Source organism: Devosia elaeis, from assembly GCF_001650025.1.
In the GTDB taxonomy this organism is placed as follows: domain Bacteria; phylum Pseudomonadota; class Alphaproteobacteria; order Rhizobiales; family Devosiaceae; genus Devosia; species Devosia elaeis.
Map to the genome: position 1 here is coordinate 1 of NZ_LVVY01000101.1, position 25,463 is coordinate 25,463.

Sequence of the window (25,463 nt, forward strand, 5' to 3'; positions counted from 1 at the left end):
GCCCATGGCGACGCGCTGGCGCTGCCCGCCGGAAAGCTGGCGCGGATAGCGGTCCAATAGCGCATTGAGGCCCAGGATTTCGGAGGCATGGGCGACGCGACGGTCGATATCGTCCTGCGGCACCTTCTTGAGGCGCAGCGAGAAGGCCATGTTCTTCTCAACGCTCATATGCGGGTAAAGCGCGTAGTTCTGGAACACCATGGCGATATCGCGTTCCTTGGCCGGCAGGTCGTTGACCACCCTTCCGCCGATGCGGATGTCGCCGTCGCTGATTTCCTCCAGCCCGGCGATCATGCGCAGCAGCGTCGATTTTCCGCAGCCCGAAGGCCCGACGAGAATGACGAATTCGCCGTCCGCGATTTCGGCCGAAACCTGCTTGAGGGCATGGAAATTGCCGTAGAACTTGTCCGCCTTGGCGATGGTAACGCTGGCCATGATGATCCTCCCTGTTGTCGGGCCGGACCGATCCGATCGGTCCGGCCATGGTCGTGGAGCGCGGCGCGCTCCGGGGCCCGTTATCGCGCCAGGGGCACCCGGATGACCTCGTAGAGGTCCAGGCGGGGCAGGGCGATTTCGATGCCGGCGCCGCTATTGCGGATATCGGCGGGGGCACCGGAAACCAGGAGCTCGGCCGTGCCCGCCGCGCCGCTGATATGGAGCCTGCCGCCCTCGACCGGCACATGCGGGCCGAAGGATTTGCGGCGGGCGCCGGTCTGGTTGATCAGGTGGATGACGAGGCCCGACTGGTCGCGCCCCACGATCATCTCCACCTGCTCGGGCAGATCGGCGGCCACCGGCGTTTCGATGACGCCCCTGATGGTGTCGAGGAAATAATCGCGTATCTCGGTGGTGCCGAATTCGCGATAGGTGCGGCCCACCGACCACGGGATCTGGATGACGCTGCCATTGCGGCTGGCGCTGGCGGCGGCCGGCTCGCCGCCGGTCACGTGGCCATAGCACTTTTCCGGCGGGCCGAACGGCGCCTGGGGCAGCATCACGCCGATGCGCTCGGCATTGGGCTTCCAGACGAAATGAGCATAGCTGCCATAGACCGGAATGGTGGGCGCGGCATAGTGGAAGGCCTGCGCCTCCGGCTGCGCGGAGGTCGAGACATAGGTGGCCCAGAGCGCCTGGCCCTTGTCCGGCGTGCCCACGCGCATGATCGAGGGAGCACTGGCCAATTCGACCCCGCCATGGCCGGTGACGCCGCTGGAGCCGGTGAGCACGACATTGCCGCCCGCTTCCACGAAACGATCCAGCGCCGCCGCCGCCCCCGCGCCCAGGGCGCCGAGATCGGGCAGGACCACGAGGCGGTATTTGCCCAAGAGGCCCTCGGCATCCATCTTGGCGATGAGGTCGGCGCCAACCACGTCGAAGGGAATGTGCTTTTCCTTGAAGGCGCTGTAGAGCCCCCGGAACTCCTCGACGCTGTCCTCATAGCCGGGATCGGCGGCGCGCAGCCGGTCCGGCCGGGCCAGGGCGATGCCGCCGCCCGGCTGCAATTGGCCATACATGTCCTTGTGATCGCGGAAGAAGCGCGAAATCTCGCCGGCCAGCGGCAGGTTGGCATAGGGAATGCGGCCGGGCGCGCCCATGATATAGGTGGACGGATTGCCGCCCCGGGCAATGGCCTGCAGCAGATATTGCGCGAAATGCTCGGGCTGTTCGCCGGCCATGCGGTAGGGCATGTCCACGAAGGACACCGAATTGACCATCAGCGACACCTCGGGCAGGCCGGTCATGTGGGCGCTGACATTTTCCGAGGTCGAATGGTGCCAGAGTTCGCGGCCGAAGGCGTTGTTGGCCTCGTAATAGATCACCGGCGCGCCACGGCTGAGCACCAGGGCCGCATCGGGGCGACGCGACAGGATGTGGTCGGAAATCTTGGTGGCCAGGGCGCGGATCACGCCATTGGAGAAGCGCAGCCATTCGGGATAATTGGCGTGGCCCGGTCCGTCGGGCAGCTCCTTGCCGCCGCTATATTCGGCGAAGGTGGTCTGGCATTTCTGGCAATGGCAGACGCCGTGATAGACGCGGCTGTAATCGGTTTCCGAAAAGCCGAACCAGTTGAAGAAGAAGCCGTCGACCGGATAGCGATCCATGATCTCGTCGAGAATGTCGAGCGAGCGGTGCTGGTAGTAATCGGCGGAGGGGCAGGCGCTGTAGAGCGTATTGTAGATCTGCGGCTCGCCCTTGGGGGACACGAAGAGCCAATCGGGATTGTCCTGGGCGATGCGGGTCGCCATCTTGGAGAAGTCGCAGCGGGCCAGCACGCGGATGCCGCGCTTGTGGGCGGCCTTGACGGCATCGCCGATCAGGTCGCCGGAAGGCCGGTCGCCCAGGAAGGGATTGCGCGTCTGGAAGGGCAGGTCGCTGGGGTAGAAGGAGACGATGCCGCCGGTATTGATCAGCCAGGTATCGGCGCCGTGCTCCTCGATGATGTCGAGCACCTGCTCCACGTCCATGACCGCGTCGACCTCCTGCAGATTGGTCTGGAACACGGAAAACGGGCTGCGCCACCAGCCCTTGCCTTCGGTGGCCGCATGATTGTTCGAAGGCTTGGCGCCCATGGACATGATACACTCCTGATTAAAGCTGCGGTCTTGCCGACCGATGGGGATGGGCCGGCCCCGGCGGGGCCGACCCGAAATGGCTAGGCGCGGCGCAGCAGCGCGTTGCCCTGATTGACGAATTCCTCGGCCGCCTGCTGCACGCCATAGGCGCCGAAGCCGACATTCTCGTTGACGCGTCGCATGAGGTCGCCGACGGCGCGCTCGCCCCGATGCACCGGCGGCGCGGGATTGGCCTGGGCCAGGGCGGCCTGGCTGTGGCGCAGCACCTTCTGGTCCACCTCGCTGATATCCTCCAGCGCCAGCACCGCCTCCAGCGCCGGACGCGAGGCCGGCGGTCCGCTGACCAGGCCCAGAATCTTCGCCGATTCCGGATCGCTGACGAACCAGTCCATCAGATGGGCGGCTTCCTGCTTGAAATTGCTGCGGGCATTGAGGGTGAGCGAACTGGTGGGGCGGGGGAAATAGCCCGGATTGTCGGAGCCGACCGGGGCGGGCGGCGCCATCATGCCCAGGGTGTCGGTGGTGAGCGCCTGATAGCCCCCGGCCAGGTCCTGCGAGGCCATGTTGGCGAAAATGGCGCGGCCGCGCACCAAGGGGCTGTTCGGCCATTCGGTGCCGGTGAACTGGGCCTGCATGTCCGGCGGCACGGTGGCGCCGGTCTCGCGCATCTTGTTCCAGTATTCGAGCCAGGCGGCCACTTCATCGACGGTGACGCCGAGCTCGTTTTCGGTGAACAGCGTGCGGCCCTGGGCCACCAGGGTCATGCCCAGATCGCCCAGCCGCGCGCCGCCATCGTGGCAGCCATACATGCTGCTGTCGGCCTTGTGCACCTCGGCGCAATAGAGCGCGAAGTCGTCGTAGTTCCAGCTCTCGGGCGGCGCATCCAGGCCCAGCCGCTCGATGGCGGACTGGTTGTAGCCCATGCCCTGGATCGACACCGCGATGGGCAGGCCATAGAGCGTGCCGTTGACGCGGCCCAGATCGAGCACGGCCGTTTCGAACAGGTCGGCGCGGATCGGATCGGGGATGAGGTCGTCGAGCGGCTCCAGTGCCTCGCGGGTGGCATATTGCTCGAGGTCGCCGCTGCTGAGCGTGATCACGTCGGGCGCATTGCCCCCCGCCACCATGGCCGCGATCTTGTCCGGCCAGGCATCGCTGGGCACGCCCTCATAGACCACGTTGATCTCCGGATGCAGCTCGGCATAGCGGGCAACCGAATTACCCCTAATGGCGAGCTTTTCGGCATTGCCGAAAATGCCGAACCGGACCGGCCCCGTCTGGGCGCGGACACCCGTACTACCCAGGGCCAGCGCACCGAGAGCGGCGGTACCGCCCAGAAGCACGCTGCGGCGCGAAAGATTAAATCTGCGATTCATAGTCACTCCTCCTCTATGCCTGCGGTGCAGGCGGTTGGCGGGGAGAGGCTGTTATGCTCAGCCCTTCAGCCCCGAAGTTGCGATTCCTTCCACCAGCCTGCGCTGGAAGATCAGGAAGACGACGAATGTTGGGATCAGACTCAGGGCCGACATGGCGAGCAATTGCCCATAGGCGCCGCCCGAGGAGTCGACCAGGGTGCGCAGCCCGACCGGAACCGTCAGCGATTCCGGCGAGGTCAGGTAGATGAGCTGCGAGAAGAAGTCGTTATAGGTCCAGATGAAGGTGAAGATGATGGTGGTGATCAGCGCCGGCTGCAGCAGCGGAAAGATGATGCTGGTGAAAATCCGGAACGAGCTGCACCCGTCGATGGTGGCCGCCTCGTCGAGCTCGCGCGGGATGCGGCGGATGAACTGCACCATGAGGAAGATGAAGAACGCATCGGTGGCCAGGAATTTCGGCACGATCAACGGCAGATAGGTGTTCACCCAGCCCAGCCGCGCGAACATCACATATTGGGGGATGAGCAGCACATGCGAGGGCAGCATCAGCGTCAGCAGCATGATGGTGAACAGCGTGCGCTTGAACGGAAATTCGAGCCGGGCAAAGGCATAGGCCGTGAGCGAGCAGGCCAGGACATTGCCGATGACGGCGCCCAGGCAGATCATGAAGGAATTGATGTAATACTGGGTGAAGCTCGGATTGGTCGCGAACCAGCCGGTAAAGTAATTGCTCAGGTCGATATCGTTGGGCAGGGCGGCCGGATTGCTGAAGATTTCCTGGTCCGACTTGATCGAACTCATCAACATCCAGAGCAGGGGATAGATCATGATCGCCGCGCCGCCGATCAGCACCGCATAGGTGACGATCCGGGGCAGGGAAATGGCGGGCTTGCGGCGCGGCGGCGCAGAAATGGCGATGCTGCTCATCTGTCGTCTCCGTAATAGACCCAGCGGCGGGACGCCCAGAAATTGAGGGCGGTGAAGGCGCCGATAATGAGCAGCAGCACCCAGCCCATGGCCGAGGCATAGCCCATGCGGAAGCTGGTGAAGCCTTCCTGGTAGAGATAGAGGGTGTAGAACAGGGTGGAATCCGCCGGCCCGCCGCTGCCCCCGCTGACGATGTAGGCGGAGGTGAAGGCCTGGAACGAATTGATGACGCCCAGCACGAGATTGAAGAAGATCACCGGCGTGATCATCGGCAACGTGACATTGCGGAACTTCTGCCAGCGGCCGGCGCCGTCGATCTCGGCGGCCTCATAAAGCTCGTTGGGCACCTGTTGCAGACCGGCCAGGAAGATGATCATGGCCGAGCCGAACTGCCAGATATGCAGCAGGACCAGGGTGTAAAGGGCGTATTGCGGGGTGGAAATCCAGTTCGGCGCGTCGATGCCGAACAGCGACAGGCCCTGATTGACAACCCCTTCGCCACCGAAAATCTGCCGCCACATGACCGCGACCGCTACGCTGCCGCCCAGAAGCGAGGGCAGGTAATAGACGCCCCGGAACAGGCCCAGCCCGCGCACCTTCTGGTTGAGCAGCACGGCTATGCCAAGGGCAACCATGAGGTTCAACGGCACGCCGAGCAGGACGTAGACGAAGGTGACCTGCAGCGCTTTCCTGTAGCGCGGGTCGAAGGTGAACATGTCGACGAAATTGGTCAGGCCCACCCAATTGGGCGCGCGCAACATGTCGAAATCGGTGAAGGACAGGTAGAGCGAGGCGAGCAGGGGACCCGCCGTCAGCAGGATCATCCCCCCGAACCAGGGCAGAAGGAACAGATAGGCCTCGAAATTCTGGCGCTTGCGGCGGCGCGCCGTCCTGGGCGCGTCCGTGACGATATCGGTGGCTTGAGCACTCATGCCGGGCCTCCCCACGCCGGTCCTGCGATAATCCTGGCTGCTAAGGTCAACGATCCTCCTTCGCCCCTCCTCCCGTGAGGTGCGTCGCTTGCATTCACTCCCGTATGAAACTGCCCGTCTTTTTGCGGCGAGATTTGGGGCCGTTTCAGATCGATACCGCGCCGTCAGGCCTGCGCGTCCGGCGATATGTCGCCGAGCGCCCGGAACAGGACCGAATGGTCCTTGCCGCCAAGGCCCCTCGATACGGCCGAATTCATCAGTTGCACCGTCGCCGCCGTATTGGGCAGGGCGATGTCCAGATTGCGCGCGGTTTCCAGCGCGATGTTGAGGTCTTTGCGGTGCAGCTTCAAGGCGAAGCCGGGATCGAAGGTCTCCTCGATCATCCGTTGGCCATGCAGTTCCAGAATTCGCGATTGCGCAAATCCGCCCATCAATGCGGTCTTGAGCGTGGCCAGGTCCACGCCGGCGCGCTCGGCCAGCAGGAAGGCTTCGCCCACGCATTCAATGGTCAGGCCGACAATGATCTGGTTGGCGACCTTCACCACCTGTCCGCACCCGACCGGGCCCACATGGGTGATGGTCTTGCCCAGAACTTCGAAAATGGGCCGGGCCCGCTCGAAATCGGCGGCCTCGCCACCCACCATGATGGTCAGGGTGCCGCCCTTGGCACCGACCTCGCCGCCCGAGACCGGGGCATCGAGATAATGCGCGCCCAGCTTGTGCACGCGCGCGGCGAAGTCCCGCGTGGCGACCGGCGCTATCGAGCTCATGTCGATCAGAAGGCTTTTGGCCGAAAGGCCGGAAGCGGCGCCGCTGGGGCCGAAAAGCACCGCCTCAACGTCCTGGGTGTCGGGCACCATGAGGATGACGATATCGGCACCGCGCGCCGCCGCTGCCGGCGTATCCACCGCCTGGGCGCCCTTGTCGACCAGATATTGCGATTGCGCCTTCACTCGATTGATTTGCAGCTTGTGCCCCGCCTCGATCAGGCGTTCCGCCATGGGCCGCCCCATGGTTCCCAAGCCGATAAATCCGATCGTCGCCACGGCGCAGCCTCCCTAACTCACGTGCCTGTGCACTTGCTATTGAGTCAGAACTAACAAATTAAGTCAGCTATAACAAGTTTGTTGTTTTGATTTTTCCGCCATGTGGATGATGGGCGGCTAGGATGCCGGAATTGCGCGGAATTTCATCCTTGCGCGGGCGTGTCGCTGTCCGGATTTGATATTTTGTTGGACCGGAGTTGTCAAAAGTTCCGGAAATGGGCAGAATAAGTCCGAACAAATGAGGGGAAAGCTGTTGGCCATCCAGGAAGAGAGCAGGGCGGCAGGTGCGCATCAGAGCCTGTCCAGCGTTGTCTATAATGAGATGCGGGCCCTCATCATGCAGGGGAAGTGGACGCCGTCGTCGCGCCTGCCGTCAGAAGCCGAGCTCTGCAAGCAATTCAACGTGTCCCGCCCGGTCGTGCGCCAGGCGCTGGCGGCCTTGCGCGACGACGGGCTGGTCCTGTCGCGCCAGGGATCGGGCAGCTTCGTGCAGCCTGGCGTGGTTCCGGCGGCCAGCGAGCCGCAGGTGCAGTTCCCGCCTTTGACAAGTGTCGCCGATCTCGAATCCTTCCTCAATTTCCGGGAGGGCATCGAGGGCGAGGCGGCGGCCATCGCGGCGCGGCGCCATACCGAGGCCCAGCTCCAGGCCTTGCGCGACGTGGCCGCGCGATTGGGCGCCAGCGCCAGCCTGGCCGAGGGCGATTACGAATTCCACCGGGCCGTGGCGGCGGCCTCGGGCAATCCGTTCTATCTCAACAGCCTGGAATCGCTGCGTTCCCACATCATGTTCGGACTGGGCATTACCTGGACATTCGGCGCGGGCCAGGGCGATTTCCAGCGAACGGTGCAGGCGCATCATGGCGCCATCGTCGACGCCATCGCCGCGCGGGATGCGGACGCGGCGCGCGACGCCATGCGGCGCCATCTGCAATGGGCGCGCGCGAAATTGATGACCGGTCAGTTCCCCGGAGACGGTCTTTGACATTGCCTGGGAGCCTTGGCGTGTTATGGTTTTCCGAGGGCGCAACGGCAACGCGGCCTTGATGTGGAGGAGCATCGATGATCGCAATCTCGTCTTTCGACGTGCAATCAGGAAAGAGCTGCTTCGAATTCCGGATGGGTATCGAGGGGGAAGCCGCGGCCGCTGCGGCGCGCAAGCGCTCGGCGGCGGATCTGGTCACCCTGCGCGACATCATCAGGCAGATGGAAGAGTTGCAGCATAACGGGCAACCGGGGCTGAACGAGGATTTCGCCTTTCACCTCGGCGTGGCCCGGGCCTCGCACAACGATTATTATGTCAGCGTGCTGCAATCGCTCAAGGCGACGATTTTCGAGGGCATGCTCTATGCGCGCACCACGTCCGGCCTGAAGACGGTCGAGAAGGTGGCGGCCATCAACGAGCAGCATCGCCTGGTTCTCGATGCCATTGTCGAACAGGATGCCGATGCGGCGCGCGCCGCCATGCGCGGGCATTTGCTGCGGTGCCGTATCTCGACCAATCACTGGCACCTCGCCTGAGCGGGGCTTGGGCGTAAAGCCTTGGCGTAAAACAGCTTTGTTCAGAAAAGAACTTATTTTTACAATTCTGTACAAGCTGCATTGAAAAAATGACAAGATGTGCATAGGGTAGTCCCTGCGGCTGACGATGCTTCGGCGTCGCGGCCGGCAGCCGACGGGCAAGCGCGAACGCTGCGGCCCGCCTGGTCCTGAAAACAAGGGAGGGACTGATATGAAACCCGTGCTCGGCGCGAGATTGCGCGCCTGTGTCCTGGCGAGTGTGGCCAGCTTCATCTGCACCATGGCGGCTTCGGCCGGTGAATCGCCCATGCTGGAGGCTCTGGTGTCCAGCGGCGACCTGCCGCCGCTCGCGGAGCGGATTCCGGCCAGTCCGCTGGTCGTCACCCCCGTGGACCGGGTGGGCGATTATGGCGGCAACTGGCATTCGGCGCTCATGGGCGGCTCGGATGACGGCTGGATCCTGCGCACCCTGTCCTATGAAAACCTGATGCGCTGGAGCCCCGACTGGACCGAGGTGATCCCCAATATCGCCGAATCCGTGGAGGTCAACGACGACGCCACCGAATTCACCTTCAAGCTGCGCGAGGGCATGCGCTGGAGCGATGGCGCTCCCTTTACGGCCGACGATATCCGGTTCTGGTACGAGGATTTGTTCCGCAATCCCCAGTTCACGCCCTCGGCCCAGGAGCCCTTCATCAACACGGACGGCTCGCCGGTCGCGTTTGAGATGATCGACGAGGTGACCTTCAAGTTCACCTTCGCCAATCCCAAGGGCCTGTTCCTGCAATATCTGGCCACGGCGCGCCCGCTGGACAATGCCGCAGTGCGCTATCCCCGCCATTACCTGGAGCAGTTCCACCCCGATTACAGCGACGATATCGACGCCGAGATCAGCGCCGCCGGGCAGGCGGATTGGGTGGGCCTGTTGACCAGCAAGGCCAATTTCTGGGCCAATCCGGACGTGCCCACGATCAATCCCTGGGTCTTCACCACCGGCTATGGCTCGGGCGACGCCTCGCGCGCCAATGCCGAGCGCAATCCCTATTACTGGAAGGTCGATACCGAGGGGAACCAGCTGCCCTATATCGATACGCGCACCTTCGACATTCTCTCCGATCCGCAGGTGCTGGTCACCAAGACCCTGGCCGGGGAGATCGATTTCCAGGATCGCAGCCTGGCCACGCCGGCCAACCGCCCGGTGCTCTTCGAGGGGCGCGAGCGCGGCGGCTACGAATTCTTCGAACAGACCCCGGCCAGCCCGAACTACATGATCATGATGTTCAACCTGAACCATCGTGATCCGGTGCTGGAGGAATTGTTCCAGAACAAGGATTTCCGCATCGGCCTGTCGCACGGCATGGACCGGCAGGAAATCCTGGACGTGGTGTGGATCGGCCAGGGCGAGGTGGCGCAGACCTCCGTGATGCCGGGCTCGGTCTATTACAACGAGCAATTGGCCAAGCAATACACCGAATACGATGTCGACCTGGCCAATGAATATCTGGACAAGGTGCTGCCCGAGCGCGGTGGCGATGGCATGCGGCTGCGCCCGGATGGCCAGCCCCTGGCGATCAGCTTTGCCTACAGTGCTGCCGTGCCGATCTTCGGCGACGCACTGGAACTGGTTGCCGCCCAGTGGGAAAAGATCGGCATCCGCATGGTGCCGACGCCGCTCGATCGTACGCTGATCCAGACGCGGCAGGATGCCGGTGAACTCGAAGGCGTCGCCTGGGAACGTGGCGGTGGGGCAGGGCAGGAAGTCGTGCTCGATCCGCGCTGGTGGTTCCCCTCCAACAACGACAGCTATTACTGGGCCCCGGCCTGGACCGCCTGGTTCCTGGACGTCAATCCGGAAACCGCCCAGGTGCAGCCCGAAGAGCCGCCCGAGGCCGCACGCCGGCAGATGGAGCTCTATGGCGAGCTGCAGGCTTCTCCCGATCCGGAAGAGCAGGTCCGCCTGATGAACGAAATCCTGGACATCGCGGCGGAGGAATTCTGGACCATGGGCGTCGCCTGGCAGGCCAATGGCTATGGCGTCAAGAAGACCAACTTCCTGAACGTTCCTGCCTCGATGCCGGCCTCGTGGATCTATCCGACCCCGGCGCCGACCAATCCCGAGCAATACTTCATCGAAGCACAATAGCTCCCGGCGCGCCCATGGGCGCTCCTCCCAGGACGGGGCGTTCCTCGCCCCGTCCAATCTTCATAACAAGGGCGAGACAGAGATGAACCAACGCGTGGTCATGGTGGACAAGACGGTGCCATTCGAGGGCTCCCATTGGGAGAGGCTGGTAGAAGCGATCGGGCCGGACCAATTGCTTGCCGTCGATCCGCGCGATGGCGCCGCTGTGGCCAAGGCGCTGGAAGTGGCCGAAATCGCCATCCTTGCCGGTGATCTCGATGACCGTTTTCTCGCCGCGCCGAAACTGCGCTGGATACACTGCGACCATGCCGGCCTGACCAAATCCGCCAAGCCCGAGGTTTTCGAACGGGGCCTGGTGGTGACCGGTTCCGCCGGGCGCTCCGGCCCGGCCCTGGCCGAGCATGTCATGATGTTCGCCCTCATGCTGTGCTCGCGCTATCCCGATCTCTACGAGGCGCAGAAGCGCCAGGAATGGTTCCGGACCCCATCCATGTTCGACCTGCGCGCCCTTTACGGCCGTACCATCGGCATCCTGGGCATGGGGCATACGGGCGTGGAACTGGCCAAGCGCGCCAAGGCCTTCAACATGAAGGTACTCGGCTATCGCCGCCGCGACCTACCGGTGCCCGAAGGCGTCGATGAAATCTTCAGCGCCGACAAGGGCCAGACCATCGACCCGATCCTGGAGCGCGCCGACATCCTGGCCCTGGTGCTCAATCTTTCCGATGCCACCTATCACCTGATCGACGAGGCGGCCATTGCGCGGATGAAGCGTGGCTCGATCATCATCAATCTGGCGCGCGGCGGCGTCATCGACCAGGAGGCGCTGATCGCGGCGTTGCATTCGGGCCACCTGGCCGGCGCCGGCCTGGATGTCACCGACCCCGAGCCGCTGCCGAAGGGGCATCCGCTCTGGACCACGCCCAATGTGCTGATCACGCCGCATTTCACCGCCGCCGTGCCGGACAAGGTGGACCGGTCGCTCGACGTGATTTCCGAGAATTTCAAGCGTTACCGCGCCGGCCAGCCCATGCTCAACCGCATGACGGCCGAAGATCTGTGGACCAAGGGGACCCGCTGAGGCGAGGGCCTTGCGGGGGTGAATAGGCCATGCTGCACTATGTCATAAAGCGCGTCCTCTACATGATCCCGACGATGATCGCGATCTCGATAGTGGCGTTCCTGCTCATTCAATTGCCGCCCGGCGACTTCGTGACCTCGCTGGCCGCGCAGATGTCGGCCCAAGGCGACTCGGTCGATCCGACCACCCTGGCCATGCTGCGCCGGCAATATGGTCTCGATCAGCCGATCTGGGTGCAATACTGGATCTGGATCAGCAATATCGTCTTCCACGGCGATTTCGGACGTTCCTTCGACTTCGACGTGCCGGTCTCCGACCTGCTCTGGGCCCGCCTTGGCCTGACCTTCGTGCTGGCCTTCACCGCCCTGGTCTTTACCTGGCTGGTGGCGCTGCCGGTGGGCATCTATTCGGCGGTCCGCAAATATTCGGTGGGCGACTATGTCGCCACCTTCCTCTCCTTCGTGGGGCTGGCGGTGCCGAATTTCCTGCTCGCGCTGGTGCTCATGTATATCGCGTTGCAGCTCTTCGGGGTCAGTATAGACGGGCTCTATTCGGCCCAATATGCCAATGCGCCCTGGAGCTGGGAGAAGTTCCTCGACCTGGCCCAGCACCTGGTGGTGCCGGTGATCGTGCTCGCCAGTTCGGGCATCGCCGCCCTGGTCCGCATCATGCGCGCCAACCTGCTGGACGAGCTGTTCAAGCCCTATGTCACCACTGCGCGGGCCAAGGGCCTGTCCGAATGGCGGCTGATCGCCAAATATCCCGTGCGCGCGGCGCTCAATCCCTTCGTGTCGACCATCGGCTGGACCCTGCCGGAGCTTGTATCCGGCGCCACCGTCACCGCCATCGTGCTCAACCTGCCGACCACCGGTCCGCTGCTGTTGCGCGCGCTCATTGCCCAGGACGTGTACCTCGCCGGGGCGATGATCCTGATGCTGTCGGTGCTGACCGTGATTGGCACGCTGATTTCCGACCTGTTGCTGGCGTGGCTCGACCCGCGCATCCGCTATCGCTGAGGGGCCGAGATGAGTATCGAGCAAAGCCAGCACGAGCTGGATCCCACGCTGTCCGACGATCGCGGCGGCCGAAATATCGAGCGGGCAGGGCAATGGCAGCTCGCCTGGTGGAAATTCAAGCGCCACAAGCTGGCCGTGGCCGGCGGCATCGTGGTCATCCTGATCTACCTGGTCGCGGCCTTCGCCGAATTTCTCGCCCCTTATGGGCCCGGCGATTATTCGGCGCGCTATACCTATGCGCCACCCCAGCCGCTGAATATCTGGAACGGGGAATCCCTGGGCCTGTTCGTCAACGGCTATTCGGTGAAGGTCAATCCCGACAGCCTGGCCCGCGAATTCGTCATCGATCCGGAAATCGTCATCCCGGTCGGTTTGTTCGTCGAGGGGGCGCCCTACAAGATGTGGGGCCTGTTCGAGAGCAATATCCACCTCATCGGTCCGCTCGACGCCAGCGACCCCATGTATCTGTGGGGCGCCGACCGCCTGGGGCGTGACATGCTGAGCCGCGTCATCCACGGCGCGCGGATATCCATGACCATCGGCCTGGTCGGGGTGGGGATGAGCCTCTTCCTCGGCATCCTGCTGGGCGGCATTTCGGGCTATTACGGCGGGCAGGTCGACAATTTCATCCAGCGGTTGATAGAATTTCTCCTGGCCATTCCCACCATTCCCCTCTGGATGGGCCTTGCCGCCGCCATTCCTCCGACCCTTTCCCCCATCCAGGTCTATTTCATGATCACGGTGATCCTGTCCCTGGTGGGCTGGACGGGATTGGCCCGGGTCATCCGGGGACGATTCATGGCGATCAAGAACGAGGATTTCGTCACAGCGGCACGCCTCGACGGCACCAGCGAACTGGGCATCATGATGCGGCACATGGCGCCGTCCTTCGCCAGCCACATCATCGCCTCGGTGACGCTGGCTATTCCCGCCATGATCCTGGCTGAAACGGCTTTGAGCTTCCTCGGCATCGGCCTGCGCCCGCCCGTGGTCAGTTGGGGCGTGCTGCTCCAGGAGGCGCAGAACATCCGCTCCGTGGCCCTGGCGCCCTGGCTGCTGGTGCCCGGCGCCGCCGTGATCATCACGGTCCTGGCGCTCAATTTCCTTGGCGACGGTCTCCGCGACGCCGCCGACCCCTATAGCGATTGAGAACTGCCATGGAAAATCGGGACCAGGATAGTGTGATGAGTGTCGAGGGCCTGTCCCTCGACTTCAAGCTGCGCAAGGGCATTTTCCACGCGGTGCGCGACGTCAGCTTCCAGATCAGGCGCGGCCAGACGCTGTGCCTGGTGGGGGAAAGCGGCTCGGGCAAATCGGTCACCGCCCGATCGCTGATGCAGATCGTCGACAGCCCCGGCCGCATTGCCCAGGGCCGCATCACGCTGCGCGCGGATGGACGGGAAATCGACATCACCGCCCTCGACCCCAAGGGCAAGGAAGTGCGCAAGCTGCGCGGCGCCAAGATCGGCCTGATCTTCCAGGAGCCGATGTCGGCCCTCTCGCCCTTTCATACGATCGGCAACCAGATCGACGAAGTCACCCTCATCCATACCGACCTGGACGCCAAGGCGGCGCGCCAGCGGACGCTGGAATTGCTGCGGCAGGTGGAGATCGCCAATCCAGAGCAGATGGCGGAACGCTATGCCTTCGAATATTCCGGCGGCATGCGGCAGCGCGTCTGCATCGCCATGGCCCTGGCCTGCAATCCCGACGTGCTGATCGCCGACGAACCGACCACAGCGCTCGACGTGACCACCCAGGCCGAAATCCTCGACCTGGTGAAGCGGCTGCAGACCGAGCGCGGCATGGCCATGCTGCTCATCACCCATGACATGGGCATCGTCGCCGAAGTCGCCGACGAGGTGGCGGTGATGCGCTATGGCCGGATTGTCGAGCATGGTTCGGTAGACAAGATTTTCCACGCGCCCGAGCATCCCTATACCCGCCAATTGCTCGATGCGACGCTGAAGCTGGAGCAGAACGCCCGACCGGCGACGGAGGCCGCCGAAGTCGCGGCGCCCGATCTGAAACCGATCATCTCGGTGCGGAACCTGGCCAAGCATTATGGCGGCGGCCGCAAGCTGCTGGGCAAGGATGCGCCGGCCATTCGCGCCGTGGACGATGTCTCGCTCGACCTGATGCCGGGGGAGAATCTCGGCATCGTGGGCGAGAGCGGCTCAGGCAAGACCACGCTGGGGCGCCTGATCATGCGGATCATCGACCCGACGGCGGGCACGATCCTCTATCGACAGAAGGACGGCTCGGAAGTCGATGTCGCCGCGCTCGACAAGGCGCAATTGCGCGCCTATCACGCCGAGGTGCGGATGATCTTCCAGGATCCCTTCGCCTCGCTGAACCCGCGCATGACGGTCAAGCAGATCGTGGGCGATCCGCTCTATGTGAACAAGCTGGCCGGCGGCCGCGCCCTGGAGGAAAAGGTGGCGGAGCTTCTCGACATGGTCGGCCTCGAGCCGTCGATGATGGACCGCTATCCGCATGCCTTTTCCGGTGGCCAGCGCCAGCGCATCGGCATTGCCCGCGCCCTGGCGCTCAACCCCCGCGTCATCATTGCCGACGAGGCCACTTCGGCGCTCGACGTCTCCATCCGCAGCCAGATCCTCGACCTGCTGCTGGACGTGCAGCGCCGGCTGGGGCTCAGCTTCATCTTCATTTCCCACGACATTTCCGTGGTGCGCTATTTCTGCGACCGTGTCGCGGTGATGCATCGCGGCAAGGTGGTGGAGCAGGGCGAAGCGGCCAGGATTTGCGTGGCGCCCGAGCATCCCTATAGCCAGGCCCTGATTTCGGCGGTGCCCAATCCCGATCCGCGCAACAAGCGCATGCTCCAGCGCGTCCGCCTGAACGCGTCGTGATCGCCTATCGCGGCGCGTGCTTGGCCGGGCCGGTGGTCTTGCGGATCACCAGATTGGTGTTGAGCACGTAGCGGACATCGCGGATGGCGTGGTTCTGCAGGATATCGAGCAGCAGCGTCAGCGCCGCCTTGCCCGCTTCCACCGAGCGGTTGGACACGGTGGTGAGCGAGGGATAGGTGGCCGCGCCCAGCACGTCGTCGCAACCGACGATGGCGAACTCGCCCGGCACTGAGACGCCCATATCCGCCAGCTCGGCCAGCATGCCCTGCGCCGTCAGGTCGTCGAAGGCGATGGCCGCCGTGGCGCCGGTGGCCAGGACGCTGGCGGTGATCCTCCGCCCGGATTCGAAGGCGGCGAATTCGTTGGAGATGACGCTGACCTCGAGGCCCAGCTCCTTGGCGGCGCGGCGCACCGCGCCCCGGCGCTGCTTGTTGGACCAGGAGCCGTGCGGCCCTCCGACATAGACGAGCTTTCTGTGCCCCAGCGCGGCCAGGTGCGCCACGGCCTCGGTCACCCCCGTGGCGCTGTCGATGAGGATGCGCGGAATGCCTTCCACGTCGCGATTGATGAGCACTACCGGCCGCCGCGTCGCATGCTCGACGATCTGCGCGTCGCTGAGACGCGAGGAGACCAGCACGAAGCCTTCCACCTGGCCGCCAAACCGGCCGATCAGCTTGTCCTCCTGCTCGGGCTTCTCATCCGAATTGCCCAGGAAGACGCAATAATCGGATCGGTCCGCCTCCCATTGCGCCGCCCTGATCAGGGGCGGGAAGAAGGGGTTGGCGACGTCGGGTACGATGAGCGCGATATTGCCGTGCCGGCCGGTGCTGAGAGCGCGGGCGGTGTGATTGGGAACATAGCCGAGCTGCTCAGCCGCCGCGAAAATCTTGCGGACGGTCTCGGCGCTCAGCATTTCCGGCCGCGTGAAGGCGCGCGACACGCTGGACTTGGTGACGCCGGCGGCGGCGGCCACCTGGTTGATCGTGGGTCTGTTCCGGCCCGGCTTCATCGATATAGCCTCCCGCTTGTGCAATGGTCATGGCACGAACCGCGGCCCGAGCATAGTCATGCCCGCTTGACATGCAACCGGTTGCATTAAATAGTCGCCACAACCGGGCGCGAAGGGCCTGGTCTGTGGAGGTTATTTTTTGTGACGCCTAATGCTTCGAGCTCGTCGGCCGCCATCCGCAAGGCAGGCGAAATGCAGGTTCGGTCTTTTCCCAACAGGGTCCTGATGGGGGAGGCGGCGGCGGAGGATATCGCCCACGCCTTGCGGGCGGCCCTGGCGCGCCAGCGCGAGGTGCGCATGGTCTTCGCGGCGGCGCCCAGCCAGGCGCAGATGCTGGCCGCCCTCTGTGCCGCGCCCGGCATCGACTGGACGCGGGTGACGGCTTTCCACATGGACGAATATATCGGCCTCGGCGCCGGCGCGCCCGAGCGCTTCGCCCGCTGGCTCGATGACAATCTGTTCAAGCGCGTGCCCTTCGCCCGGGTGCACCGCATCGTGCCGGAGCCCGACCCGGAAGCGGCGGCACGCGAATATTCGGCGCTCCTCAACACCGCGCCGATCGATTTCGTCTGCCTGGGAATCGGGGTCAATGGCCACATCGCCTTCAACGATCCGCCGGTCGCCGATTTCGCCGACCCGCAGGACGTCAAGGTGGTGGTGCTGGACGACCAATGCCGGCAGCAGCAGGTGGACGATGAATGTTTCGCCCGGTTCGAGGACGTGCCCGAACAGGCGATCACCCTGACCGTGCCACGGCTGATGCGGGCCGGGCAGCTGTTCTGCGTGGTGCCCGGCCACCTGAAGCGCGACGCCGTGCGGGAGACGCTTTATGGTCCGATAAGCACGAACTGCCCGGCGAGCATTCTGCGCCAGCACCCCGATTGCAGCCTTTACCTCGACGCGGAGTCCGATCCCGATGCCTGATACCAAGACTATCCACGCCGATGTTCTTTGCGCGGGCTACCTGTCGGACGTCACCGCGCTGATGCAATCCATCCTCATCGATGAGCGGGACGCCCTCGACCGCGCTGCTTCCCGCGTCGCCGATCAGGTCGCTGCCGATCGGCTCGTTCATGTCTATGGTCCCGGAGGTCATTCCAACCTCGCGGCGCAGGAAATCTTCTTCCGCGCCGGCGGGCTCATGCATGTCAGTGCCATCCTCGATGAAGGCACTCTGCTCTCCAACGGCGCGCTCCGCTCGATGGCCGTGGAGCGCACGCCCGGCTATGGCAAGATCGTCATTGACGATCAGCGCCTGGGCGAGGGGGATCTGCTGATCCTCGCCAATGCCTATGGCATCAACGCGGCATTGATCGATGCCGCCATCACGGCGCGGGAGCGCGGTGCCTTTCTGATCGGCTTCAATTCCCACGCTCATGCCAATGGCAGTGCCCCCACCCATCCGGCCCGGCATCCGACACGGCAGAACCTGCATGACATCGTCGATATCGCCATCGATACCAAGGTGCCCATCGGCGACGCGCTGGTGAGTGTCGATGGGGTGAGCGAGAACATCGCCGCAGTGTCGACCTTTGCCAATGCCTTTGCCCTCAATTGTCTCGTCATCCGCACCGTCGCCAAGCTGGCCGAACGCGGCGTCGAGCCCCCGATCTGGCGTAGCGGCAACGCGCCGGGCGGGGATGCAGCCAATGGACGTTTCCTGGCCCGCTTCCGCGATCGGGTGCGCTGGCTATGAACGCACCGGCCCGCATTGTTGGACGGGATCCGGCAAACGGGCAGGGCATGGCCGTGCACTGTGCCGATGGACGCATTACCGGCGTCGCGCCGGTAGCGGCCGATGATAATATGCCGTTTCTTTCGGCGGGCTTTGTCGACCTGCAGGTCAATGGTTATGCCGGGCACGACCTCAATGACGGTGTGCCGAGCCGGGAAACGCTCGAGGCCCTGGCGTCGCGATTGTTGCAGGCCGGAGTGACGTGCTTTGCGCCCACGCTGATTACGGCCAGCGAAACCGCCCTCTGCGCAGCCCTGCGCGGCATCGCCACGGCACGGCGGCAAAGTCAGCTGCTTTCGCAGATGATCGCCTTCGTGCATGTGGAAGGCCCCTCGCTCGATCCGGCGGACGGGCCGCGCGGCGCGCATCCGCTGGAGCATGTCCGCGCGCCGAGCCTTGATGAATTCGCCCGCTGGCAGGAGGCCGGGGAGGGGCTGGTAGGGATGGTGACCCTGTCGCCGCATTATCCCGAAGCGCCCGCCTATATACGGGGCCTGGCGGAACAGGGTGTGCTGGTGTCCATCGGGCATACCGGCGCCAGTCCCGAACGGATCACGGCAGCGGCGGATGCCGGCGCGCGCCTTTCCACCCATCTGGGCAATGGCGCGGCCAATCTGCTGCCGCGACACCCCAATTTCATCTGGGCGCAATTGAGTGATGACCGGCTGACCGCCAGCTTCATCGCCGATGGACACCACCTGCCGCCAGCCACGCTCAAGGCCATGCTGCGTGCCAAGACATTGGAGCGGTCTATCCTGGTTTCCGACGCCGCCGCCCTGGGTGGACAGAAGCCTGGCCGCTACACGAGCCCGATTGGCGGGGAGGTCGAGGTCTCGGCTGATGGCCGCCTGGGCGTGGCCGGTACGCCTTATCTGGCCGGGGCAGGGCACCTTCTGGATCGCAATATCGCCCATGTCATGGCCGCTGCGGGCCTGTCGCTGTCCGAGGCGTTGGCGCTGGCGACCCGCAATCCAGGTCGTTTCGCCGGCGGGCGAGGCGTGCTCGCGCCGGGCGCGCGGGCGGATATCACCTTGTTTTCCTGGCAGCCCGGCGATGCCGAGCTGACGATCGAATCCGTGTTTCTAGCTGGAGAGAGGGCGACGAAATGATCCTCGCGGGGGCGGCGTGCGTCGATATTACGCCAGCGGCAGGCTTGAACCTGGCCGGTTTCGCGGCACGAACCCAGCCGGCCACGGGCATGCATGATCCGCTCACAGCCCGTGCCATCACCGTGGAAGATACCGCCATCGTGGTGCTCGATATCATCGGCCTGCACGAGGAGATGGCGGCGCGGATACGCGAGCGCAGCCCACTGCCGGACGACAATGTCATCGTCGCGGCAACGCATACCCATGGCGCGCCCATTTCCATGCAGGGTCGGCTGGGGCATGCCGCGGATCCCGGTTTTTTGCGGCGCATCGAGGATGGCGCGGTCGAGGCCTTGCGGATGGCCTATGAAAGCCGCAGGCCGGCGACCATTGCCGCCGGCATGGGTGCCGATCCCGGCGTGGCCTGGAACCGCCGTCATGCCGATGGCCCGCTGGACCGGTCTGTGCCGGTGCTGCGCATTCGCGATGCGGGCGGCGCCTGCATCGCCGTCATGGCCTCCTATGCCTGCCATCCCGTGGTGCTGGCGGCCGACAATCTGCTGATGACGGCCGATTATCCCCATTTCGTCCGCGAGGCGCTGGAAGCAGCGCATCCGGGCGCCGTGGCGCTGTTTCTCACCGGTTGCGCCGGCGATGCGAATACCGGCCATACGGCGCAGGCCTCCTGGACCCTGGCGGCCAACAGCGCGCGCACCTTCGCCACCGCAGAGCGTCTCGGCAACAGGGTCGCCGCGGCAGCGCTCGAGGCGGGCGAGGCTGCCGCATCGGATGCGGTCGGTGCGGCGCATCGGGAACTGGACCTGGCGCTGACGCGGCTCGAGACCGAGCCGCTGCCCGAGCTGGCAGAGCGTTGGCGCGCCGAGCGCGAACAGGCCGAGCCGGTCCGCGCCATCCTGCTGGAGCATTGGATCGCCTGGGCCGAGCGCAACCGGGATGTCGTGCCCGGCCATTGGCGCGCGCGGGTCAGCATGCTCGATTGGGGTGGCATTCCCATACTGGCCATGCCGGGAGAAATCTTCAGCGAAACCGGGCTTTCCGTGCGCAATGCCTGCGGCGGCCGTCCCGCATTCGTCCTGGCCTATGCCGAGGGTACGCCCGGCTATATCCCGCCGCGCAGCGAATTCCCCTTCGGCGGCTACGAGGTGGAGGAGGCGCATCGCTTCATCGGTATGCCCGGCACCTTCGCGCCCGGCTCAGCGGAAGCCCTCGCGGCCGCGGCGCAATCCATGCTCGGCGAGCGCTACTTGACAACGCAACCGGTTGCATAACAAACTCAATTCATCGCCTGTAGGGAACGAGCGAACAAGGGGAACTTCCATGACACTTCAATCGACGTCACTGCGCCGTCTGCCATCCAACGCCTTGCGCATGGCATTGCTCGGCTCGGCCATGGGCATCGCCGCGCTGGCGGCGCCCGCAATCAGCGCCCAGGAAATCCGCGTCTGGAGCGGCTATCCGGAACTGGCGCCGTTCTACGAACATGTCGCCGAGGGCATGAAGGCCGATTATCCGGATCTCACCGTCCGGGTCGAAGCCATCGCGCTGCGCGAACACGAAAAGCGCCTGGCCCTGGGCCTCACCTCCGGCGAAGCTGCCGAAGTCATCGAGCTGGGAACCTCGACCGCGACGCGCTACCTCGAAAATGAACTGTTCAACGCCGCGCCCGAGGAGGTCTCCGCCTTCGTGCAGGACCCGGCCAATTTCAATGATTTCTTCCGGGATTCGGCCAGCTTTGGGGGCACGGTCTATGGCCTGCCGCTATTCCGCGGTCAGAGCGCGCTCTACTACAACACGGACATGTTCGAAGCCGCCGGCCTCACCGAGCCGCCGACCGACATGGCCCAGTATACCGAATATGCCGAGGCCCTGACCCAGCGGGACGCCAATGGCGCGCCCACCGTATCGGGCTGGAGCCTGCGTCTGTCGGGCGGCGGCCAGGGCATCGCCGAAAAGTTCTGGATCAATATGTTCCAGTATGGCGAGAACCTCGTCGAGCAGACCGCCGACGGCAAGTGGCGGGCTGATTTTGCCAATGAGCAGGGCCGCGCCGCGCTCAAGCAATATCTGGAGAACGTGCATACGCTCAAGACCGTGACCGTCGAAATGCCGGCCGATGCCGAAGCGTTCGAGCGCGAGCAGACAGCCATGTTCATCCGCGAGTCCTGGGTGATCGGCGACATCGCGGCCAAGGCGCCCGAGCTCAATTATGCCACGGCCACATTGCCGCGCGGCTCCATCGTGGCCCCGGTTTCGCTGTGGATCAGCGGCGAGGGGGAGCAGGCAGAAGCGGCCTGGGCCTTTGCCATGGCCGCCAACGAGCCGGAAAACCTGCTCTGGCTCCTGGACAATGTCGGTTGGCTCCCTAACCGGAGCGGGCTCGACTACAGCGCCATCCTGGAAGCCAAGCCGGCCCTGGCCGCCTTCGTGGATTATCCCGACACCTATGAATTCTTCTCGCTGCCCAATATCGGGCCGGTGGAGGAAATCCTGACGCGCGCCGCCGCCCGCCTGACCGAGGCCTTCGCCAATCCGGCCCTGGCGGCCGACGACGCGGCGATCGACGGTGTGCTCGTCGCCATGCAGGACGAGATCAACGGCCTGCTGCAGCGCGAAGGTCTGCTGGCCGAATAGGCCGTGTCGATAACCCAACCTGCCTGGGAAGCTTCGGCCTCCCAGGCCCCTATTAGCGGAGAATGCAATGCTGCGGCGCAAGAGATGGCTCTTCGCGATACTTGCCATCCTGCCGACGCTGGCGATTTTCGCCTGGCTGCGCATGTATCCCATTTTCGAGACCCTGCGGCTCAGCCTGCACAAATGGGACATCCTCTCCAGGAACAAGCCCTTTATCGGCCTGGCCAATTTCCAGGAGCTGATGACGGATCGGCTTTTCCACGAGGCGCTGCTCAATACCTCGATCATCGCCTTCGGCGTGCTGATCATCACCATTCCGACCGCCATGGTCCTGGCTGCGCTGATCCATTACCGGACGCGCTCGCGCCTTTCGGGCTTCTACGAAACCGCCATCTTCCTGCCCCATGTCGTGTCGCTGGTGCCGGCCGCCATGGCCTGGAAGTGGATTTTCGACGCCAGGTTGGGGCCGCTCAACGCCGTGCTGACCTTTTTCGGCATCGAGCCGCAGGCCTGGCTGTTCGATCCGACCCTGTCGGTGATCAGCGTCATCGTGCTCTGCTCCTGGCAGGCACTGGGCTATGCGGTGCTGATCTATCTCGTCGGCTTCAAGAGCCTGCCCGTTTCCTTGTATGAAGCGGCCAAGCTCGACGGCGCCTCCGGTCCGCAATCTTTCTGGTTCCTGTCCATTCCAATGCTCAAGCCCATCACGCTTTACGTGTCCGTGGTCACGCTGGTGTCCGGGTTCAACGTCTATGCCCAGGCCTTCGTGCTGGCCTCCGACGCACAGGGGGCGCCCGGCCGGCAGGTGCGCGTGCTGGTGCTCGACATGCTGGAAAACAGCTTTCGCAATTACCGGGTCGGCTATGCTGCCTCCGAAGCGGTGGTGCTGCTGCTGATCGTGCTGGTGCTGACGCTCATTCAGTTCTCCCTGTTGCGGGAAAGGGGCCGCGCATGAGCGCCGTGCAATCGACCCAGAGCAGCAAGAATCGCCGCATGCGCAGGATCATCGTCGATCGCGGCATCGATCTGGTGCTGCTGGTGTTCAGCCTCCTGATGCTGCTGCCGCTGGTATTTCTGGTCTCCAACGGCTTCAAGACGCCGCAGGAAATGCTGGCCTGGCCACCCACCATCATCCCGGCCAATCCCACCATCGACAATTTCGCGGCCGTGTTGCAGGACACGCCGCTCCTGCGCTGGATTTTCAACAGCATCCTCTTTGCCGTTCTGTCCACGCTGGCGATCCTGGCGACCTCCTCCATCGCCGGATATATCCTGGCCAAGTTCCGCTATCGCTCGCTGAACGTGATCTTCGCCCTGGTGCTGGCCACCGCCATCGTGCCGTTCGAAGTCTATATGATCCCGCTCTATTTCCAGGCGCAGAGCCTGGGCATCCTCAACAGCATCTGGGGCCTCCTGCTCGGCTATCTGGTCATGAGCTTCGGCATTTTCCTCATCCGGCAGAACGTCATCCATTCCATTCCCGACGAATTGCTGGAAGCCGCGCGCATCGATGGCGCCGGCGAGCTCTGGATTTTCTTCCGCATCGTGCTGCCGCTGCTGCGCGGGGCCCTGGGGGCGCTCGGCGTATTGGCCTTCTTCCAGGCCTGGACGGCGTTCGCCTGGCCGATGATCGTCGCGACCAACCGCGAGGCCTATACGATCGAAGTGGGCCTGGCCCTGTTCCAGACCGGGTTCACCGTCGATCTGGGCCGCCTCAGCGCCGCGTCGGCCCTGGTGCTCATTCCCTCGATCAGCCTCTTCGTCATCCTGCGCCGCAATTTCGTGCAGGGCGTCGCCAGCACGGGCCTCAAGGAATGACGGGCGCCGATTTCATCTGCGAGGCCGGGCGCGCTTATGCCCAAGCCAATGCGGGCAGCCTGCGCTGGCTGCTGGCGCGGCCATTGCTGGGACCCGGCTTTCTCAACAGCAAGCAGAACAGCATTACCTTGGCCGATTATGGCCCGGGAGACGGTCTGCGTGCACCGGCATTCACCTATGGCTGGATCCAGGGACGGGGGCTTGAGGCGCTGGCGACCCATGCGGCCTATTTCGAAGCGTCCGACCCGGAGCTGGCTCGGTCCGTCGACGCGGTGGCGCGGCCGCTATACGGCATCCTGCAAGGATTGTGGGCGCGTCATGGCCACGCCTATTTTTGCTACGACGCCGAACTCGAACCCATCGTCGCCGCGCCCAATGGCAGCATGGCGCCACAGACAAAACCGGCGAATATCTACACCTATTCCGATATCTTCGTCCTTAAAGGCCTCATCGCCGCCGCCGCCCGTTACGACCGGGACAGCCTGGACGGCTATCTGGCGCAATTGCCGGCGCTTGTGGACGCCATCGAGAACAGCCGCTTCCAGATGGATGAACGACGGCCTCTCGCCGCGGAGATTGCTGCCGGACAGCCGGACGATTTCGGCCCGCGCATGATCCTGCTGGGTGCCGCCGGCATGCTCGGGCGCATCGGTCGGCCGGAAGCGGCCGGTTTTGCAGACAGGTTCATAAAGCATGTCCTGGACCGGCATCTCGATCCCGCCTCGGGCCTCCTGCTCAATGTGCCGGGCGAAGATTCCTGCAATGTCGGACATGCGATCGAGCTGGTCGGATTCGCGCTTGATCATCTCTCGCCCGACGCCGATAAGGCATTGATTGAAAAATTGGAATCTGTGCTCCTGGCGTCCTTCGCCGCAGGTTTCCGCGGCCCGGGCGTTCGCCTCGTGGTTTCGGCGTCCAGCGGCCAGCCCACCAGCCCCTATTGTCCATGGTGGTCGCTGCCCGAGACCATCAGAAGCGCCGCGCTGTGCCACGAACGCACCGGAAATCCTTTGGTCCTGGACGTCTGGCGCAAGGCGCATGCGGCGTTTTTCGAGACCTATTGGCGCGGCGAACCCGCCATTGCCTATCAGACGATGACCGAACAAGGCCCGGTGGACTTCGTGCCGGCCACCCCCGATCTCGACCCCGGCTACCATACCGGCCTGAGCCTGCTGGCGGCCATAGAGGTCGCCGCACGCATGGGCGCGGCTGGCGCCGACAAACCAGAAACAGGTGCATGAATGGCTGCTGTAGAAATCCGTAACGTAGCCAAGTCCTTCGGGCCCACCGATATCATCCGCGATATCAATATCGAGGTGCCCGACGGGGCTTTCGTGGTGCTGGTGGGCCCGTCCGGTTGCGGGAAGTCGACCCTGTTGCGCATGATTGCCGGGCTCGAGGATATCGACAAGGGCGAAATCTCGATCGGCGGCCGGGTCATCAACGATGTCGAGCCCAAGCACCGCGACATCGCCATGGTGTTCCAGAACTACGCGCTCTACCCGCATATGACCATCGCGGAGAACATGGGATTTTCGCTGCGCCTGGCCAAGCAGTCGAAAGCCGAAATCGACCAGAGGGTGGGCGAGGCCGCCCGCATCCTGGGCCTCAGCGATTACCTGCATCGCTACCCCAAGCAGCTTTCCGGCGGGCAGCGCCAGCGCGTCGCCATGGGC

At 64.3% G+C, this 25,463-nt stretch carries 23 protein-coding genes; 16 read left to right on the plus strand and 7 right to left on the minus strand.

Features of this window, described 5'->3' with window-relative positions:
* The 6 genes from A3840_RS13885 to A3840_RS13910 form a co-directional block, all read right to left on the minus strand.
* A partial coding sequence (locus tag A3840_RS13885; protein ID WP_131798333.1) for an ABC transporter ATP-binding protein occupies window positions 1-435 on the minus strand: 435 nt, incomplete at its 3' end.
* 80 nt (window positions 436-515) lie between these two features.
* A complete protein-coding gene (locus A3840_RS13890) occupies window positions 516-2,576 on the minus strand; it encodes an alpha-amylase family protein (RefSeq protein WP_205633387.1) in 2,061 nt (686 codons plus the stop codon).
* 77 nt (window positions 2,577-2,653) lie between these two features.
* Window positions 2,654-3,949, minus strand: coding sequence for an ABC transporter substrate-binding protein (locus A3840_RS13895; RefSeq protein ID WP_067457930.1), 1,296 nt, complete (start codon window positions 3,947-3,949; stop codon window positions 2,654-2,656).
* A gap of 57 nt (window positions 3,950-4,006) precedes the next feature.
* Window positions 4,007-4,876, minus strand: a complete 870-nt coding sequence (locus tag A3840_RS13900) for a carbohydrate ABC transporter permease (RefSeq protein WP_067457934.1) — start codon at window positions 4,874-4,876, stop codon at window positions 4,007-4,009.
* Window positions 4,873-5,808, minus strand: a complete 936-nt coding sequence (locus A3840_RS13905; RefSeq protein WP_067457937.1) for a carbohydrate ABC transporter permease — start codon at window positions 5,806-5,808, stop codon at window positions 4,873-4,875. Before A3840_RS13905 ends, A3840_RS13900 begins: the two co-directional genes overlap by 4 nt.
* A gap of 164 nt (window positions 5,809-5,972) precedes the next feature.
* Window positions 5,973-6,854 carry a 2-hydroxy-3-oxopropionate reductase gene (locus tag A3840_RS13910; protein ID WP_109442333.1) on the minus strand — a complete coding sequence of 294 codons (882 nt, stop codon included), beginning with the start codon at window positions 6,852-6,854 and terminating at the stop codon, window positions 5,973-5,975.
* A gap of 253 nt (window positions 6,855-7,107) precedes the next feature.
* On the opposite strand from A3840_RS13910, the gene A3840_RS13915 reads away from it, so the two are divergent.
* The 7 genes from A3840_RS13915 (at window position 7,108) to A3840_RS13945 (ending at window position 15,485) form a co-directional block, all read left to right on the plus strand.
* Window positions 7,108-7,836 (plus strand): FadR/GntR family transcriptional regulator, encoded by a 729-nt coding sequence (locus A3840_RS13915; protein ID WP_165603188.1) that lies wholly within the window; start codon window positions 7,108-7,110, stop codon window positions 7,834-7,836.
* Between the two features lie 77 nt (window positions 7,837-7,913).
* Window positions 7,914-8,372, plus strand: coding sequence for a FadR/GntR family transcriptional regulator (locus A3840_RS13920; RefSeq protein ID WP_067457946.1), 459 nt, complete (start codon window positions 7,914-7,916; stop codon window positions 8,370-8,372).
* A 211-nt stretch (window positions 8,373-8,583) separates the two neighbouring features.
* The gene (locus A3840_RS13925; RefSeq protein WP_067457947.1) at window positions 8,584-10,515 is read left to right on the plus strand and encodes an ABC transporter substrate-binding protein; all 1,932 of its coding nucleotides are present in this window, start codon (window positions 8,584-8,586) and stop codon (window positions 10,513-10,515) included.
* An 82-nt stretch (window positions 10,516-10,597) separates the two neighbouring features.
* A complete protein-coding gene (locus tag A3840_RS13930) occupies window positions 10,598-11,596 on the plus strand; it encodes a D-2-hydroxyacid dehydrogenase (RefSeq protein ID WP_067457950.1) in 999 nt (332 codons plus the stop codon).
* A gap of 29 nt (window positions 11,597-11,625) precedes the next feature.
* A complete protein-coding gene (locus tag A3840_RS13935) occupies window positions 11,626-12,612 on the plus strand; it encodes an ABC transporter permease (protein ID WP_067457953.1) in 987 nt (328 codons plus the stop codon).
* 9 nt (window positions 12,613-12,621) lie between these two features.
* The gene (locus A3840_RS13940) at window positions 12,622-13,761 is read left to right on the plus strand and encodes an ABC transporter permease (RefSeq protein WP_082903905.1); all 1,140 of its coding nucleotides are present in this window, start codon (window positions 12,622-12,624) and stop codon (window positions 13,759-13,761) included.
* 8 nt (window positions 13,762-13,769) lie between these two features.
* Window positions 13,770-15,485: an ABC transporter ATP-binding protein gene (locus A3840_RS13945; protein ID WP_067457956.1), complete on the plus strand. Its 1,716-nt coding sequence runs from the start codon at window positions 13,770-13,772 to the stop codon at window positions 15,483-15,485.
* A gap of 4 nt (window positions 15,486-15,489) precedes the next feature.
* Here A3840_RS13945 and A3840_RS13950 read toward each other — a convergent pair whose 3' ends face one another.
* Window positions 15,490-16,494, minus strand: a complete 1,005-nt coding sequence (locus A3840_RS13950) for a LacI family DNA-binding transcriptional regulator (protein WP_067457958.1) — start codon at window positions 16,492-16,494, stop codon at window positions 15,490-15,492.
* Window positions 16,495-16,686: 192 nt separating this feature from the next.
* Here A3840_RS13950 and A3840_RS13955 point away from each other — a divergent pair, with 192 nt between their 5' ends.
* The 9 genes from A3840_RS13955 to A3840_RS13995 form a co-directional block, all read left to right on the plus strand.
* On the plus strand, window positions 16,687-17,418 hold the full coding sequence (locus A3840_RS13955; RefSeq protein WP_245676624.1) for a glucosamine-6-phosphate deaminase: 732 nt from the start codon (window positions 16,687-16,689) through the stop codon (window positions 17,416-17,418).
* On the plus strand, window positions 17,411-18,190 hold the full coding sequence (locus A3840_RS13960; protein WP_067457961.1) for a sugar isomerase domain-containing protein: 780 nt from the start codon (window positions 17,411-17,413) through the stop codon (window positions 18,188-18,190). The genes A3840_RS13955 and A3840_RS13960 overlap by 8 nt, the downstream gene beginning before the upstream one ends.
* Window positions 18,191-18,237: 47 nt before the next feature.
* Complete coding sequence (locus tag A3840_RS13965) at window positions 18,238-19,338, plus strand: N-acetylglucosamine-6-phosphate deacetylase (RefSeq protein ID WP_245676625.1); 1,101 nt, start codon at window positions 18,238-18,240, stop codon at window positions 19,336-19,338.
* Window positions 19,335-20,606 carry a neutral/alkaline non-lysosomal ceramidase N-terminal domain-containing protein gene (locus tag A3840_RS13970; protein WP_067457967.1) on the plus strand — a complete coding sequence of 424 codons (1,272 nt, stop codon included), beginning with the start codon at window positions 19,335-19,337 and terminating at the stop codon, window positions 20,604-20,606. The genes A3840_RS13965 and A3840_RS13970 overlap by 4 nt, the downstream gene beginning before the upstream one ends.
* A 49-nt stretch (window positions 20,607-20,655) precedes the next feature.
* Window positions 20,656-21,969 (plus strand): ABC transporter substrate-binding protein, encoded by a 1,314-nt coding sequence (locus tag A3840_RS13975; RefSeq protein WP_067457973.1) that lies wholly within the window; start codon window positions 20,656-20,658, stop codon window positions 21,967-21,969.
* 67 nt (window positions 21,970-22,036) lie between these two features.
* Window positions 22,037-22,924: a carbohydrate ABC transporter permease gene (locus A3840_RS13980; RefSeq protein ID WP_067457976.1), complete on the plus strand. Its 888-nt coding sequence runs from the start codon at window positions 22,037-22,039 to the stop codon at window positions 22,922-22,924.
* A gap of 38 nt (window positions 22,925-22,962) precedes the next feature.
* Window positions 22,963-23,787, plus strand: a complete 825-nt coding sequence (locus A3840_RS13985; RefSeq protein WP_082903906.1) for a carbohydrate ABC transporter permease — start codon at window positions 22,963-22,965, stop codon at window positions 23,785-23,787.
* On the plus strand, window positions 23,784-25,028 hold the full coding sequence (locus tag A3840_RS13990) for an AGE family epimerase/isomerase (protein WP_067457982.1): 1,245 nt from the start codon (window positions 23,784-23,786) through the stop codon (window positions 25,026-25,028). The genes A3840_RS13985 and A3840_RS13990 overlap by 4 nt, the downstream gene beginning before the upstream one ends.
* A partial coding sequence (locus tag A3840_RS13995; RefSeq protein ID WP_131798334.1) for an ABC transporter ATP-binding protein occupies window positions 25,029-25,463 on the plus strand: 435 nt, incomplete at its 3' end.